We start from the raw sequence: 15,336 nt of genomic DNA on the forward strand, positions 1-15,336 counted from the left end.
ATCCTGGTGGAGGGCCGGTCCTGCTCGCAGAGCGCGAGAAGGGAGCCGCTGGTGACCGAGCGGACGATGGACAGGGCGGCCGCGGACACCTTGCGGCAGGCCAGGGATGCCGCCGCGCGTGAGGCGTGGGCCGAGGCACACCGGTTGCTGAGCAGCTTGGACGCCGGCCTGCTCACCCCCGACGACTGCGCCGCGTTCGCCGACGCCGCCTGGTGGACCGGCCGTGTCGACGAGTCGATCGCCGGGCGGACGCGGGCCTACTCCGGATATGTCACGGCGGGGGCCGCCCGGCAGGCGGGCCACTCGGCGTGGCTGCTGTTCTACGAGCACCAACTGGCGGGACGTACGGCCGTGGCCGCCGGCTGGCTGGGCCGGGCCCGGCGGCACCTGGGTGGTGAGCCGGAGTGTGTCGAGCAGTGCTACCTCGCCTGGGTCGACGCGGAGGACGCTCAGCGGCGCGGCGCGTTCGACGAGGCGATGGCTGCCGCCCGGCGCATGGCAGGGATGGCGCGGCGCCGCGGCAGCCCGGATCTGCTCGCCATGGGCATCCAGGCGCAGGCGGGTGTGCTGGTGGCCCAGGGGCGCGTCCGCGAGGGGCTCGATCTGCTGGACGAGGCGATGTGCTCGGCCATGGCGGGTGAGCTCAGCTCCTTCTTCACCGGCTGGGTCTACTGCCTGGGCCTGCAGCAGTCCATGGCCTGCGTCGATCTGGGCCGCGCCGCCGAATGGACCGACGCGGCCATGCGGTGGTGCGCGGCGATGCCGGCCGAGAACAACTTCCGGGGACTGTGCCGGGTGCACCGGGTCGAGGTGCTGGAGCTGCGGGGCAGCTGGGACGAAGCGCTGACCGAGGCCGAGCGGACCTGCGAGGAACTGCTGCCGTACGAGGCGCGGATGGCCGCCGAGGCGGTCTACGTGGTCGGCCAGATCCACCGCCGGCGCGGCGAGCTCACGGCGGCCGAGCGGTCGTACGGCCGCGCCCATGAGCTCGGCCGCGACCCACAGCCCGGCCTCGCCCTGCTGCGGCAGGCCCAGGGCAAGGCCGACGCCGCGGCTGCCGCCCTGCGGCTTGCGGGCACGGTCGAGGCGGGCGGTATCACGCGGAGCGGACTGCTGGCTGCCCAGGTGGAGGTGTGCCTGGCGCTGGGCCGGACGGCCGAGGCACGCACGGCAGCCGAGGAGCTGGGCTCCCTGGCCCGCGACTGGCAGCGGCGGTGCGGTTCGCAGACGACTCTCCTGCACGCGAGCGCCGCCACGGCGTCCGGCGCGGTGGCCTTCGCGGCCCGGGACCTCGACCGGGCACTGCCCCGGCTGCGCCTGGCGCTGACGCTCTGGCTGGAGCTGCGGGTGCCGTACGAGGCCGCCCAGGTGCGGATGACGCTGGCCGCCGCCGACCGGGCCGCCGGGGACGGTGAGGGTGCCCGGATGGAACTGCGGGCAGCCGAGCAGGTGTTCCGGCAGCTCGGCGCCGTACCGGACGCGCTCCGGGCGGCCGCTCTGCTCGCCGATGTGCGCCCGGGGCGGCCCGGTGGGCTCACCGAGCGGGAGATCCAGGTGCTGCGACTGGTCGCGGCGGGCCGCACGAACCGGGCCGTCGCGACGGAGCTGGTGATCAGTGAGCACACCGTCGCCCGGCATCTGAACAACATCTTCGCCAAGCTCGAGGTGTCCTCGCGGGCGGCGGCGACGGGGTACGCGTACCGGCACGGCATCGCGTGACACGTATGGGCCGTTCCGCCCATGCCCCGCTCCCCCTGGATGGGCGATTCCGGCGATGAGCACGGCCCCTGCGCGCGCGTACACCGGTGGTGTATCCCTCCCGGCACAGGAACGGAGAGCGGCCGCCATGACCACCTCCACAGCGACCCTCGACCACCGGCTGACGGACCGGCTGCGCGGCGACGTCGTCGTGCCCGGCGACCCGGCCTACGACGAGGCACGCAAGGTCTACAACGCCATGCACGACAAGCGGCCGGCCGTCATCGTGCGGGCCGTCGACGCGGGCGACGTCGTCGCCACGGTGGACTTCGCCCGTGAGCAGGGCCTGCCGCTCGCCGTGCGCGGCGGAAGTCACAGCGTCCCCGGCCACGGCACGTGTGACGACGGGGTCGTCCTCGACCTGGGCCGGATGCGCGGGGTCCGCGTCGATCCCGGCGCCCGCACGGCGTGGGTGGAGGGCGGCTGCACCTGGGCGGACGTCGATCACGCCACGCACGCGTTCGGGCTGGCCACCACCGGCGGGGTCGTCTCCACGACCGGCGTGGGCGGTCTGACGACCGGCGGCGGCATGGGCCACCTGGCCCGGCGCTGCGGTCTGGCCTGCGACAACCTCGTCTCGGTGGATCTGGTGACGGCCGACGGATCCTTCCTGACCTGCACGGACGACCAGCACAGCGATCTGATGTGGGCGGTGCGCGGAGGCGGCGGGAACTTCGGCGTCGTCACGTCCTTCGCGTTCCGGCTGCACCCCGTCGCCGACATCCTGGGCGGGCCCACGTTCTTCCCGCTCGACGCCGACGTGATCCGCCGGTACCGGGAACTGGTCGCCGAGGCGGACGAACGCCTCGGAGCCGTCCTCGTCGTGGGGCTCGGACCGCCGGTGCCGTTCCTGCCCGAGCGCCGGCACGGGCAGCCGATGTGCGGCGTGGTCGCCTGCTGGAGCGGCCCGCAGGACGAGGACGACCGGATCCGGGACCGGGTCGCCGCACTCGGGCCGGTGCTGGGCCGGCACCTGGAGCGCATGCCCTACCCCGTGATCAACACCCTCTTCGACGACTTGGTGCCCGCCGGGCTCTACCACTACTGGAAGGGCAGCTTCACGAAGGGCCTGCCGGAGGGAGCCGTCGACGCCCTCGTCGAGTACGGCGCCACCACGCCCTCGATCCAGAGCGTCACGGTCGTCTTCCCCATCGACGGGGCCTGCCAACGTGTCGGACCGGAGGAGACCGCCTTCTCCTACCGGGACGCCGACTACTCGATCGCGCTCAGCCCCACGCTCACCACCCGGCAGGAATGCGAGGACCGCAAGGCCTGGGTGCACGCCTTCCACCGGGCGCTCGAACCGCACTCCATGGGCGGCGGCTACGTGAACTTCATGGACGGCGACGACCAGGACCGCGTACGGGCCAACTACCGGACGAACTACGACCGTCTCAGGGATCTGAAACGGCGCCACGACCCGGGCAACCTGTTCCGTCTGAACCACAACGTCGCACCGTGAGGAATCCTGCGGGCTCCCAGGTGTTGAACCCGGTATGAGCTCCGCGATCGCCCAGGCCCGCTTCTCCGTCCTCGACCGCTCCCGCACCCGCGAGGGCCACCCGACCGGAGAAGCGCTGCGTGACACCGTACGGCTGGCGCGGGAGCTGGAGGAGCTGGGCTACCACCGCGTCTGGGTCTCGGAGCACCACGGCGTGCCGGGCGTGGCGGGGTCCGCGCCGACCGTCCTGGCCGCCGCTGTGGCGTCCGCCACCCGCACCATCAGGGTCGGCACCGGCGGGGTGATGCTGCCCAACCACCAACCCCTGGTCGTGGCCGAGCAGTTCGGGGTGCTGGAGTCCCTCTTCCCCGGCCGTATCGACATGGGGCTCGGGCGGTCGGTCGGATTCACGGACGGTGTCCGCAAGGCGCTCGGGCGGGACAAGGGGGACGCCGAGGACTTCGCGGCGCAGATCGGGGAGCTGCTCGACTGGTTCCGCGGCACCTCGCCGACCGGCGTGCACGCGCGCCCCGCCGAGGGACTCACCGTGCCGCCGTTCGTGCTGGCGATGGGCGAGGGCGCGGACATCGCGGCCCGCGCCGGGCTGCCGATGGTCATCGGTGATCTGCGGAACCGGGAGAAGATGCGGCGCGGGATCGATCACTACCGCGACCGCTTCCAGCCCTCCGCGTGGGCCGGTGAGCCGTACGTCGTCATCTCCGGCTCGATCGCGGTGGCCGGCACGCCCGAGGAGGCCCGGCGGCTGCTCGTGCCGGAGGCCTGGGCCATGGCGTACTCCCGCACGCACGGCACGTTCCCGCCGCTGGCTCCCGCCGAGCGCGTCGAGGCGCTGGCCATGACCGACAAGGAGCGCGGCTTCTACGAGGGCGGCCTCGCCGGGCACATCGCGGGCACCGAGGAGCAGGTCGCGCACGAGCTGGAGACGGTGCTGAAGGAGACCGAGGCACAGGAGGTGCTGGTCACGACGAGCACGTACGACCGTGCGGCGCTGGTGGACTCCTACCGGCGGCTCGCCCGGATCATCTCTGCGTGATCCGCGCGAGCCGCCGGCCGGGGCGTCAGTCCGTGTCGCGCGGGTCGAACGACTTGGTGTCGATCGTCAGCGGCTTCGGGAACGCGGTCGCCACCGAGTCCCACCGCGTGAACTTGAAGTTGGTGCCCTCCCGGTCCCCGTCGGCGGGCGCGGCCTCGCCGTCGTGGGTGACGAGCAGCCCCTTGGGGAACGAGCGGCCGAGCGGCACGTTGACCACGGCGGCGCCGTCGGAGTGCTGCACCCCGTCGGTGGCGGCGCTGTCCGTGACGGTGAAGGAGCCGAGGTAGGCGTTGCGGCCCTGGCGCTCGTACACGGCGAAGGTGTTGTCGCCCTGGCTGGAGGCGAGCAGGTATCCCTTGCCGTCGGCGGCGTGGTAGATCGTGGCGCCCTCGGCGTCGGCGCTCAGGTGCTCACCGCCGAAGCCGGGGTCGCCCGCGGTGTCGATGACGCACTCCTCTTCCTCGGCGTCGTACGTCCACGGAGTGCCGTACTCCCGCACCCGGTCGATCAGCTCGGGGCGGCCGAACTCCTCGTCGTCGAGGTCGACCCGCCACAGCCCGACGTCCTCCTGGGCGGCGTACAGGACGTGCTCCTCCTGGTCGACGACCATGCCCTCGACCTGCGCGTGGTCGCCGGGGTCGGCGCACGGCGTCCAGCTCTTGCCGTTCGGCAGTGTGAAGGAGCCGGGCAGGTCGAGGGTGTCCTCGGCCTGGTAGCCGACGCGGCCGTCGCGGTCCTCCAGCTGCAGCAGCCGTACGCGGGTCTCCGAGCGGCGCGACACGGCCACGTAGGCGTTGTCGTCGTCGCTGAAGGCGGCCAGCCCGTAGGCGGTGCGCTGGTCGTCGACCTCCGGCTCGCTCGCGGAGAAGACCGGCGCGACGCCGACCGCGGTCACGTCCTTCAGCGGGGGCCTGCCCGCCGCCACCGCGGCCCGGTCGATCGCGTAGGCCCGGACTCGGTCCCGGCCGCGGTCGCTGACCAGAGCGAGGTCGGTCTTCTTGCCGCCCAGTTCGAAGCCGTACACGACGTCGACGTTGTTGAAGCGGCCGGGGGCGGCGTCCTCGCCGGGTGCCGCGGGCGCGGCGATGTGCTGGAGCCGCTTGCCGTCGAGGCCGTAGACGTCGAGGCCGGCCTCCTTCAGGGTGCTGATCACGAGGCTGCGGCCCGCGTCGCGGGGGTCGACCCAGACGGCCGGGTCGTCGGCGTCGGCGTTGCCGCCCGCCGTGTCGTCGTGGACGGCGGGGGTCTCCACGCGGGCGGAGACGGAGACCGGCTGCGGGGCGGACGCGCCCGTGACCATCAGCAGCGCGGCGGTGAGAGTGCTCAGAGCTGAGGCGCTCACGATACTCCTCGGTAGGAAGAGAGACTGGCGAGACGGTATGGGGGGCCGGTGTGGGCGAGCCGACGGCATCGTGAACAGCAGGTGGCTCATACGGCCCGAGCGCCCCGTTCGTTTAGAATTGCGGAGTTTGCCCACGACGCCGACGCACACCTTCCGGAGCCCTCACCCATGCCTTCCCCGCACGACCCCTACGTCCGCGTCCGCGGCGCCCGTGAGCACAACCTCAGGGGCGTGGACGTCGACATCCCACGGGACGTGCTGGCGGTGTTCACCGGTGTGTCCGGGTCGGGGAAGTCCTCGCTCGCCTTCGGCACGATCTACGCGGAGGCCCAGCGCCGCTACTTCGAGTCGGTGGCGCCGTACGCGCGCAGGCTGATCCACCAGGTCGGCGCGCCGAAGGTCGGCGAGATCACCGGGCTGCCGCCCGCCGTGTCCCTCCAGCAGCGCCGCTCGGCGCCGACGTCCCGCTCCTCCGTCGGCACGGTCACCAACCTCTCCAACTCCCTGCGGATGCTGTACTCCCGGGCGGGCGACTACCCGCCGGGCGCCGAGCGGCTCGACTCGGACTCCTTCTCACCGAATACGGCGGCCGGGGCGTGCCCGCAGTGCCACGGGCTCGGGCAAGTGCACCGTACGACCGAGGAGTTGCTGGTCCCCGATCCGGGGCTGTCCATCCGGGAGGGCGCGATCGCGGCGTGGCCCGGTGCCTGGCAGGGCAAGAACCTGCGCGACATCCTCGACGCGCTCGGCCACGACGTCGACCGGCCCTGGCGCGAGCTGCCCGCCGAGCAGCGGGAGTGGATCCTGTTCACCGACGAGCAGCCGGTCGTCACCGTGCACCCGGTGCGCGACGCCGACCGCATCCAACGCCCGTACCAGGGCACGTACATGAGCGCCCGCCGGTACGTCATGAAGACCTTCGCCGACTCCAAGAGCCCGACCCTCAGGACGAAGGCGGAGCGTTTCCTCGCCGCAGCGCCCTGTCCGGCGTGCGGCGGCAGCAGGCTGCGTCCCGAGGCGCTGGCGGTGACCTTCGGCGGCCGGACGATCGCCGATGTGGCCGCACTGCCGCTCACGGAGCTGGCGGGATTGCTGGAAGGTGGCTCCTCGGAGGCGGCCCGTGTCCTCACCGAGGACCTCAAGTCCCGTATCGGGCCCGTCGTCGAGCTCGGCCTCGGCTATCTGAGTCTTGACCGCGCCACGCCCACGCTCTCGGCGGGCGAACTGCAGCGCCTGCGGCTCGCGACGCAACTGCGGTCCGGGCTGTTCGGTGTCGTGTACGTCCTCGACGAGCCGTCCGCGGGGCTGCATCCGGCGGACACCGAGGCGCTGCTGACGGTGCTGGCGCGGCTGAAGGCGGCCGGGAACACGGTGTTCGTGGTCGAGCATCATCTCGACGTCATGCGCGGCGCGGACTGGCTGGTCGACGTGGGACCGCAGGCGGGCGAGCACGGCGGGCAGGTGCTGCACAGCGGGCCGGTGGCGGAGCTGGCGGGGGTCACGGAGTCGGCCACGGCGCGGTTCCTGTTCGACGGCTCGCCTGCCGCCGCGCGCCAAGTGCGTGCATCGCACGGCCAGTTGAAGGTAGGTCCGGTCACCCGGCACAACCTGCGCGGGGTGACCGCCGAGTTCCCGCTCGGCGTGTTCACAGCCGTCACCGGCGTCTCGGGTTCGGGCAAGTCCACGCTCATCGGCGAGATCACCGAGGAACTGGCGGGTGTGGGCCGCCTGGTCTCGGTCGACCAGAAGCCGATCGGCCGCACCCCGCGCTCCAACCTCGCCACCTACACCGGTCTCTTCGACGTCGTACGCAAGGTGTTCGCGGCCACCGACGAGGCACGGGCCCGTGGTTACGGCGTCGGGCGGTTCTCCTTCAATGTCGCGGGAGGACGGTGCGAGACCTGTCAGGGCGAGGGGTTCGTCAGCGTGGAGCTGCTGTTCCTGCCGAGCACGTACGCGCCGTGCCCCGACTGCGGCGGGGCCCGCTACAACCCCGAGACGCTCCAAGTTGCGTACCGGGGGCGGAACATCGCGCAGGTGCTGGACCTCACGGTCGAGGGGGCGGCGGAGTTCTTCGCGGACACCCCGGCAGTGGCCCGCAGTCTCGGCGCCCTGCTCGACGTGGGCCTCGGCTATCTGCGTCTCGGGCAGCCCGCCACCGAGCTGTCCGGCGGCGAGGCCCAGCGCATCAAGCTGGCGAGCGAGTTGCAGCGCGGACGGCGCGGCCACACGCTCTACCTCCTCGACGAGCCCACGACCGGACTCCACCCGGCCGACGTCGAGGTGCTGATGCGCCAGCTGCACGGGCTCGTCGACGCCGGGCACACCGTGGTCGTGGTCGAGCACGACATGTCCGTCGTGGCGGGCGCGGACTGGGTGATCGACCTGGGGCCGGGCGGGGGTGACGCGGGCGGACGGATCGTGGCGGCGGGGCCGCCGGTGGGCGTGGCTCGGGCGGAGGGGAGCGCCACAGCTCCGTATCTGGCCCGTGTCATGCCGTAACCGCCTTTGGCGACACGGCACTTGAGAGTCGTAGAGTGACCCCGTGCGTTGATCCTCCGCGCGTCGGCGTGTGCCGACGCGGACCGTGTGGGCGCCCGGACCTTTTGTGGCCGCCCCCGGCAGGCATACCCGTCGCCGACCCACCGGAGATTCACGCATGACCGCGCAGCAGTGCCTGACCTACGACGCGTTCGTCGCGCTCGCCATGGCCGACCCCGCTGTCGTCGGCCTCGTCCTCAAGGGCTCGCGGGCCCATGACGGCATGGCCACCGAGCACTCCGACCACGATCTGTACGTCGTCCTCGCGGACGGCGCGGCGACGGACCTCCGTCGCTTCACCGGTCACCGCACGTCGCGACTGGATCTGGTGATCGTCTCCCTCGCCGAGTTCCGGGCAGCCGGAATGCCGGGGCACGAGCGCTATGCCCTCGCCCGGGCGCGGATCGTACTCGACCGGCCCGCCGGAGGGATCGCGGACTTCGGGGGGATCGCTGAGATCCTCGCCGCCAAGGCACGGCTCAACGCCGACGAGGCGTTCCGGGCCGCGGGCAGTCGGCTGGACGCCTACGCCAACTCCCTTTACCGCTCGGTGAACGACCGTGTCGGTGAGCCGCTCGCCGCCCGGCTCGACGCCACCGACAGCGTGGGGCACTTGCTGGAGCTGCTCTTCGCCCTCGATCGGCGCCCCCGCCCGTACAACAAGTACCTACGCTGGGAGCTTGCCCGTCATCCGCTGCCGGGCTGGGACGGCGACGCCCTGCTGGGAGCTGTGGACCGTATCTCCGCGACCGGCGACGTGGCGGTCCAGCGAGGGCTGTTCGCCCGCGTGGAGGCCTCGGCCCGCCGCGAGGGCCACGGGGCGGTGCTGGACGCCTGGGGCGAGGACCTCCGGCTGATGCGCCCTCAGTAGTACGGACACCTCGGCCGCCCGGGCCAGAGAGCGGCGGTCCGGGTGGCTGCCCGGTGCCATCGGCTCCCGCACCTCCGCCTCCGCGACCAGCTCGCGTGCCCGCACGACCCGCCACACCGAGGTGAGGAGCGAGTCCGCGCCGACGAACGCGGCCGCCGTGCTGGGCGTGCCCTGGGCCGCCCGGTAGCGCAGGCGGACCGGCTGGACCGGGACGCCCGCGTCGAGGGCTGCCTGGAACGCGGCCCGGCGGAAGTAGCCCTGTGTGCGGCCGCACCACGTGCTGCCCTCGGGGAAGACGGCGACCGCGTCGCCGGCCCGCAACGCCTCGGTGATCCGGGCCACCGTGCCGGGCAGGGCGCGGATCCGGTCCCGGTCGATGAACAGGGCACCGCTGCGGGCGGTCATCCACCCCGCCACCGGCCAGTCCCTGATCTCCGACTTGGCGAGCATCCGGGCCGGACGGACGGCGGCGAGCAGCGGGATGTCCAGCCAGGAGACGTGGTTGGCGACGAGCAGCAGCCCGCCGTCGGGCGCGGCGCCGCCGTCGATCCGTACCCGGACGCCGGCGGCCCGGACGACCCAGCGGGACCAGCGCCGGACCAGTCCGCCGGGTATCCGCCCCCCGAGCGGGCTGAGCAGGAACCCGATGATCAGCAGGAGCAGGACCGCCGCGATCCGCAGGACGGCAAGGGGCACGGCTCTGGCCGGTCCCGTCGCGTCCACGCACCCCTGGGGGGTGCAGGGGGCGCTGGGCCGCCAGAGGGTCGCCACCTCGACGGGATGGGCGAGTGCGGCCGGTACGCCGGCCGCCTGGGCCTTGGCAGCGGTCGCCGCGGGGATTCCGACGGCACCGAGGGAGGGGGTGCTCATGGCCGCCACGTCCGTCACGCCGGGACGAGGGAGAGGAAGTGGCGCAGGTAGCGCGAGTTGACCCGGCGCATCGACAGCAGCACGTACATGTCGGCGACCCCGAACTCCGGGTCGTGCGCGGGCTCGCCGCAGACCCAGGCGCCGAGGCGGATGTAGCCGCGCAGGAGGGCCGGGAGTTCCATGCGGGCGGCGGGCGCGGGCTCGGTGGGCTGCCAGGGCCGCAGCGGTCGCACCCGGTACTCCTCAGGGGCGAGGTGCTTGTCCTGCACCCGGTCCCAGGTGGCCGCCGCGAGCTTGCCGCCGTCGGCCAGCGGGATCGAGCAGCAGCCGGCCAGCCACTCGTGGCCGCGGTCGACCATGTAGCGGGCGATGCCGGCCCAGATGAGGCTGATGACGGCGCCGTCGCGGTGGTCGGGGTGCACGCAGGAGCGGCCGACCTCGACCAGGTTCGGACGCAGGCCGTCGATGCGGCTCAGGTCGAACTCGCCCTCGGAGTACAGCCGGCCCGCGACCGCGGCCCGCTCCGGCGGGAGCAGTCGGTAGGTGCCGACGACCTGGCCGGACACCTCCTCACGGACGAGCAGGTGGTCGCAGTACGCGTCGAAGGCGTCGATGTCGTGGCCCGGCTGCGGGGTGGTCAGCTGGGCCCCCATCTCACCGGCGAAGACGTCGTGCCGCAGCCGCTGGGCGGCGCGCACGTCCTCCTCGTCGCGGGCGAGGCCGACGGTGTAGCGGGTGGGTGCCGTGGGCTGCGGGGGACGGTCGACGGTCAGTACGCCGGTCATGGCTTACTCCTGGTCACGGGCCGGGGACGGCGAGCGGAGCTCGGTGGGAGCGGTGCGATGTGCCGCCCCTGTTCTTCCTATGCCGGTTGGCGTATGCGTGACCTGTGCCAGGAGAGTGGATGTGCGAATGTTGAACGGCGTGAGCCGGTACCGGCCGTCCATGTTCCGGTGCCCGGCCGGTCAGCCGGGCGATCCAGTGCTGTTCACCTGAGGGGCGCGGAAACGCGAGACGGGGCCGGAGAGCACCACTCCCGACCCCGCCCGTCCGCACCTTTCGGCGAACGTCTGTTGGGCGCCGCGCCCTACCGCTTCACCTTCCGCGTGGCCCGCAGCCACTCCTTGTTCATGCTCGTGATGGACATCAGGGGGATGCCCTTGGGGCAGGCGGTGGCACACTCTCCGGTGAGAGTGCACCCGCCGAAGCCCTCGTCGTCCATCTGCGCCACCATGTCCAGGACACGGGTCTCGCGCTCGGGCGCCCCCTGCGGCAGTACGTTCAGGTGGTTGACCTTGGCGGAGGTGAACAGCATCGCCGCCCCGTTGGGACACGCGGCCACACACGCCCCGCAGCCGATGCACTCGGCGTGCTCGAAGGCGAGGTCGGCGTCCGGTTTGGGCACGGGTGTGGCGTGGGCTTCCGGCGCGGCACCCGTCGGGGCGGTGACGTACCCGCCCGCCTGGATGATCCGGTCGAACGCGGACCGGTCGACGACCAGGTCCTTGATGACCGGGAACGCCGACGCCCGCCACGGCTCGATGTCGATCGTGTCGCCGTCCTTGAAGGACCGCATGTGCAGCTGGCAGGAGGTGGTCCGCTCGGGGCCGTGCGCGTCACCGTTGATGACGAGCGAGCAGGCGCCGCAGATGCCCTCACGGCAGTCGTGGTCGAAGGCGACCGGGTCCTCACCGCGGAGGATGAGTTCCTCGTTGAGGGTGTCGAGCATCTCCAGGAATGACATGTCGGAGGAGATGCCGTCCACCTCGTACGTGGACATGGCGCCTTCGGCGGCGGCGTTGCGCTGCCGCCAGACGCGCAGGGTGAGCTTCATGCGTAGCTCCGCTGGGTGGGGTGGACGTACTCGAAGACCAGGTCTTCCTTGTGCAGCACGGGAGCGTTGCCCGTGTCGGTGAACTCCCAGGCCGCCGCGTAGGCGAACTCGTCGTCCTTGCGGGCCGCCTCGCCGTCCGGCGTCTGCGACTCCTCGCGGAAGTGGCCGCCGCAGGACTCGCTGCGGTCCAGCGCGTCGAGGCACATGAGCTCGGCGAGCTCCAGGTAGTCGACGACGCGGTTGGCCTTCTCCAGCGACTGGTTGAACTCCTCGCCGGTGCCCGGCACCTTGATCCGCCGCCAGAACTCCTCGCGGATCTGCGGGATGCGCTCCAGGGCCTTGCGCAGTCCGGAGTCCGTGCGGGCCATCCCGCAGAACTCCCACATCAGCTCGCCGAGTTCACGGTGGAAGGAGTCCGGCGTACGGTCGCCGTCCACGGCCAGTAGCAGGTTGAGCCGGTCCTGGGTGTCCGCCAGCACCTCCTGCACGACGGGGTGCTCGTCGGTGACCGCCTCGTGGTGCGGGTTGCGGGCGAGGTAGTCGTTGATGGTGGCCGGCAGCACGAAGTAGCCGTCGGCCAGCCCCTGCATCAGGGCCGAGGCACCGAGCCGGTTCGCGCCGTGGTCGGAGAAGTTGGCCTCGCCGATGGCGAACAGGCCGGGGACGGTGGTCTGCAGGTCGTAGTCGACCCACAGGCCGCCCATCGTGTAGTGCACGGCCGGGTAGATACGCATCGGCACCGCGTACGGATCCTCGTCGGTGATCCGCTGGTACATGTCGAAGAGGTTGCCGTACTTGGCCTCGACGGCCTTGCGGCCCATCCGCTCGATTGCGTCGGCGAAGTCCAGGTAGACGCCCTGTCCGGCGGGGCCCACTCCCCTGCCCTCGTCGCAGACGTTCTTCGCTGCGCGGGAGGCGATGTCGCGGGGCACGAGGTTGCCGAAGGACGGGTAGATGCGCTCCAGGTAGTAGTCGCGCTCGTCCTCCGGGATCTTGTTTGCGGGACGGTCGTCGCCCTTGGCCTTCGGCACCCAGATCCGGCCGTCGTTGCGCAGCGACTCGCTCATCAGCGTCAGCTTGGACTGGTGGTCGCCGGTGCGCGGGATGCACGTCGGGTGGATCTGCGTGAAACAGGGGTTGGCGAAGTAGGCGCCGCGCCGGTGGGCCCGCCAGATCGCGGTGGCGTTGGAGTTCATGGCGTTCGTCGACAGGTAGAAGACGTTGCCGTAACCGCCGCTCGCGAGTACGACGGCGTCCGCGAAGTAGGTGTCGATGCGGCCGGTGATGAGATCCCGGGCGACGATCCCGCGTGCCTTGCCGTCGACGACGATCAGGTCGAGCATCTCGGTCCGCGGGTGCATCTCGACGTTCCCCGCGGCGATCTGCCTGCTCAGCGCCTGATATGCGCCGAGCAGCAGCTGCTGGCCCGTCTGGCCGCGGGCGTAGAACGTCCGCGACACCTGGACGCCGCCGAAGGAGCGGGTGTCGAGCAGGCCGCCGTACTCGCGGGCGAACGGCACGCCCTGAGCCACGCACTGGTCGATGATCTCGACGGAGATCTGGGCGAGCCGGTGGACGTTGGACTCCCGGGCGCGGAAGTCGCCGCCCTTCACCGTGTCGTAGAACAGGCGGTGCACGGAGTCGCCGTCGTTGCGGTAGTTCTTCGCGGCGTTGATGCCGCCCTGCGCGGCGATGGAGTGGGCGCGGCGCGGGGAGTCCTGGTAGCAGAACTGGACGACGTGGTAGCCCTGTTCGGCGAGGGTGGCGCCCGCGGAGCCGCCGGCCAGGCCCGTCCCCACCACGATCACGGTGTGCTTGCGCCGGTTGGCGGGGTTGACCAGCTTGGCCTCGAAGCGGCGCTTGTCCCAGCGCTCGCTGACGGGCCCGGCGGGGGCTTTGGCGTCGACGACCGGTTCGCCGGTCGTGTACTCGGCGTAGGTAGACATGTCAGCTCACCAATCCGGTCATGACGCCCACGGGTACGGCGATGAAACCGACCGTGAGCAGCAGCGCGAGGATGTCGGCCGTGGCCTTCAGGGCGCGGTCGCGGGTGCGGCTGCCGGCGCCGAGGGTCTGGGCGGCACTCCAGAAGCCGTGCCGGATGTGCAGGCCGAGCGCGAGCATCGCGACGATGTAGATCACGTTGCCGTACCAGGTGGAGAAGGTGTCCACCACGTTCTGGTACGCGTGGCCCTCCTGGAAGCCGCCGGAGTGCACGGTGCCGGTCGTCAGGTCGAGGACGTGCCAGACGATGAAGAGGCCGAGGATGATGCCGCCCCAGCGCATGGTGCGGGTGGCGTAGGAGGCGCGCGGCTTCTTGTGCACGTACTTGCTGGGGCGTGCCTTGATGTCGCGGCGGCTGAGCTGGTACGCGGACGTGGCGTGGGCGACGACGGCGACGACCAGCACGACGCGGATGAGCCAGAGCGTCCACTCGTAGTGCATGAACGGCTCGCCGACGGTGCGCAGCCAGTGCGCGTAGTGGTTGAACTCGCTCGCCCCGAAGAAGATCTTCAGGTTTCCGATCATGTGGACGACCAGGTACGCCAGCATGATCAGTCCGCTGACCGCCATCACGGTCTTCTTGCCGACGGTGGAGTCCCACACTGTGCGTGCCATGGACGGCCGTCGGTCCGTCCGCGTTGCCAGAGCCATGGAACAGGACGCTACGGCCGCACCACCCCATCGGTCCAAGACATGGTCCGGCTCGTTTCGATAGGCAGGCCCTATGCTGGCTGGATGCAGTTCCAGCAGCTCCAGTACTTCGTGGCGGTCGCCGAGACCCGGCACTTCACCCGGGCCGCCGACCTGGTGCATGTCGCCCAGCCCTCGCTGTCGCAGCAGATCAAGTCGCTGGAGCGGGAGTTGGGGGCGGATCTGTTCCTGCGGGCGCGCGGCAACATCACGCTGACGGACGCCGGGGAGGCCCTGCTGCCGCTCGCCCGGCGCATCCTGGCCGACGCGGACACCGCACGGTACGAGGTGCAGGAACTGGTGCAGCTGCGCCAGGGGCGGGTCCGGCTGGGGGCGACGCCGAGCCTGTGCACTGGCCTGCTCCCGGACGTGCTGCGCGCCTTCCACGACCGCTACCCCGGCATCCAGCTGCTGATCGAGGAAGGCGGCTCGCACGACCTGATCCGGGAGCTGGCCCGTGGTGCCCTCGACCTGGCCCTGGTGGTCCTGCCCCTGCCGACGGCCTCCCCCGCGCTGACCACGGTGGAGCTGCTGCGCGAGGACCTGGTGGTCGTCTCCTCGCCGGAGGCGCCCCGGCCGGGCGGTGGGCGGCGCACCGTGCGCATCGCCGACCTGGAGGGCGAGCGCCTGGTGATGTTCCGGCACGGCTACGACCTGCGTGAGCTGACGGTGGCCGCCTGCCGTGCCGAGGGCTTCGAGCCGGACTTCGCGGTCGAGGGCGGGGAGATGGACGCGGTGCTGGGGTTCGTGCGGGCGGGGCTGGGAGTGGCCGTCGTACCGCGCATGGTGGCGGCCCGGTCGGGCCGGGGGCTACGGGTCACCCCGCTGGCCCGGCCCGGCCTGCACCGGACGATCGCCCTGGCCCATCGCAGCGACGTGGCTCCGCCGCGGGCCGCGCGTGAGTTGCAGCGGATGCTGCTGGAGCGGTGAG

Annotated in this window: 11 protein-coding genes and 1 pseudogene; 6 read left to right on the forward strand and 6 right to left on the reverse strand. The window is 72.0% G+C overall.

The genetic code is table 11. The features are described 5' to 3' along the window. The first annotated feature begins 66 nt into the window (after nt 1-66). From ACZ7L5_RS11195 to ACZ7L5_RS11205, 3 genes are all read left to right on the forward strand, one after another. Nucleotides 67-1,719 carry a LuxR C-terminal-related transcriptional regulator gene (locus ACZ7L5_RS11195; RefSeq protein WP_471516746.1) on the forward strand — a complete coding sequence of 551 codons (1,653 nt, stop codon included), beginning with the start codon at nt 67-69 and terminating at the stop codon, nt 1,717-1,719. A 127-nt stretch (nt 1,720-1,846) separates the two neighbouring features. After that, complete coding sequence (locus ACZ7L5_RS11200; RefSeq protein WP_471516310.1) at nt 1,847-3,220, forward strand: FAD-binding oxidoreductase; 1,374 nt, start codon at nt 1,847-1,849, stop codon at nt 3,218-3,220. A 34-nt stretch (nt 3,221-3,254) separates the two neighbouring features. Next, entirely contained in the window at nt 3,255-4,253 is a 999-nt protein-coding gene (locus ACZ7L5_RS11205) for an LLM class flavin-dependent oxidoreductase (protein ID WP_471516312.1), read from the forward strand. 25 nt (nt 4,254-4,278) lie between these two features. On the opposite strand, the gene ACZ7L5_RS11210 is transcribed toward ACZ7L5_RS11205, so the two are convergent. Further along, complete coding sequence (locus ACZ7L5_RS11210) at nt 4,279-5,595, reverse strand: phytase (RefSeq protein WP_471516314.1); 1,317 nt, start codon at nt 5,593-5,595, stop codon at nt 4,279-4,281. Between the two features lie 168 nt (nt 5,596-5,763). Between ACZ7L5_RS11210 and ACZ7L5_RS11215 the strand changes: the two genes are divergently transcribed. Together ACZ7L5_RS11215 and ACZ7L5_RS11220 are read left to right on the forward strand one after the other, a co-directional pair. Further along, a complete protein-coding gene (locus ACZ7L5_RS11215; RefSeq protein ID WP_471516316.1) occupies nt 5,764-8,097 on the forward strand; it encodes an ATP-binding cassette domain-containing protein in 2,334 nt (777 codons plus the stop codon). 157 nt (nt 8,098-8,254) lie between these two features. After that, nucleotides 8,255-9,007, forward strand: coding sequence for a hypothetical protein (locus ACZ7L5_RS11220; protein WP_471516318.1), 753 nt, complete (start codon nt 8,255-8,257; stop codon nt 9,005-9,007). Between the two features lie 249 nt (nt 9,008-9,256). On the opposite strand, the pseudogene ACZ7L5_RS11225 reads toward ACZ7L5_RS11220, so the two are convergent. The 5 genes and pseudogenes from ACZ7L5_RS11225 to ACZ7L5_RS11245 all read right to left on the reverse strand — a co-directional run. Next, nucleotides 9,257-9,877 (reverse strand): annotated as a pseudogene (locus ACZ7L5_RS11225) (lysophospholipid acyltransferase family protein); the annotation flags it as partial. 14 nt (nt 9,878-9,891) lie between these two features. Next, nucleotides 9,892-10,662: a GNAT family N-acetyltransferase gene (locus ACZ7L5_RS11230; RefSeq protein ID WP_471516320.1), complete on the reverse strand. Its 771-nt coding sequence runs from the start codon at nt 10,660-10,662 to the stop codon at nt 9,892-9,894. Nucleotides 10,663-10,964: 302 nt separating this feature from the next. Continuing rightward, complete coding sequence (locus ACZ7L5_RS11235) at nt 10,965-11,711, reverse strand: succinate dehydrogenase/fumarate reductase iron-sulfur subunit (protein ID WP_328877717.1); 747 nt, start codon at nt 11,709-11,711, stop codon at nt 10,965-10,967. After that, nucleotides 11,708-13,657 carry a fumarate reductase/succinate dehydrogenase flavoprotein subunit gene (locus ACZ7L5_RS11240; protein ID WP_471516322.1) on the reverse strand — a complete coding sequence of 650 codons (1,950 nt, stop codon included), beginning with the start codon at nt 13,655-13,657 and terminating at the stop codon, nt 11,708-11,710. Before ACZ7L5_RS11240 ends, ACZ7L5_RS11235 begins: the two co-directional genes overlap by 4 nt. Before the next feature lies 1 nt (nt 13,658). After that, a complete protein-coding gene (locus ACZ7L5_RS11245) occupies nt 13,659-14,330 on the reverse strand; it encodes a succinate dehydrogenase (RefSeq protein ID WP_471516324.1) in 672 nt (223 codons plus the stop codon). A 120-nt stretch (nt 14,331-14,450) separates the two neighbouring features. Between ACZ7L5_RS11245 and ACZ7L5_RS11250 the strand changes: the two genes are divergently transcribed. Continuing rightward, nucleotides 14,451-15,335 (forward strand): LysR family transcriptional regulator, encoded by an 885-nt coding sequence (locus ACZ7L5_RS11250; protein ID WP_467477392.1) that lies wholly within the window; start codon nt 14,451-14,453, stop codon nt 15,333-15,335. Nucleotide 15,336 lies beyond the last annotated feature (1 nt).

Source organism: Streptomyces sp. NPDC107528 (assembly GCF_055639295.1).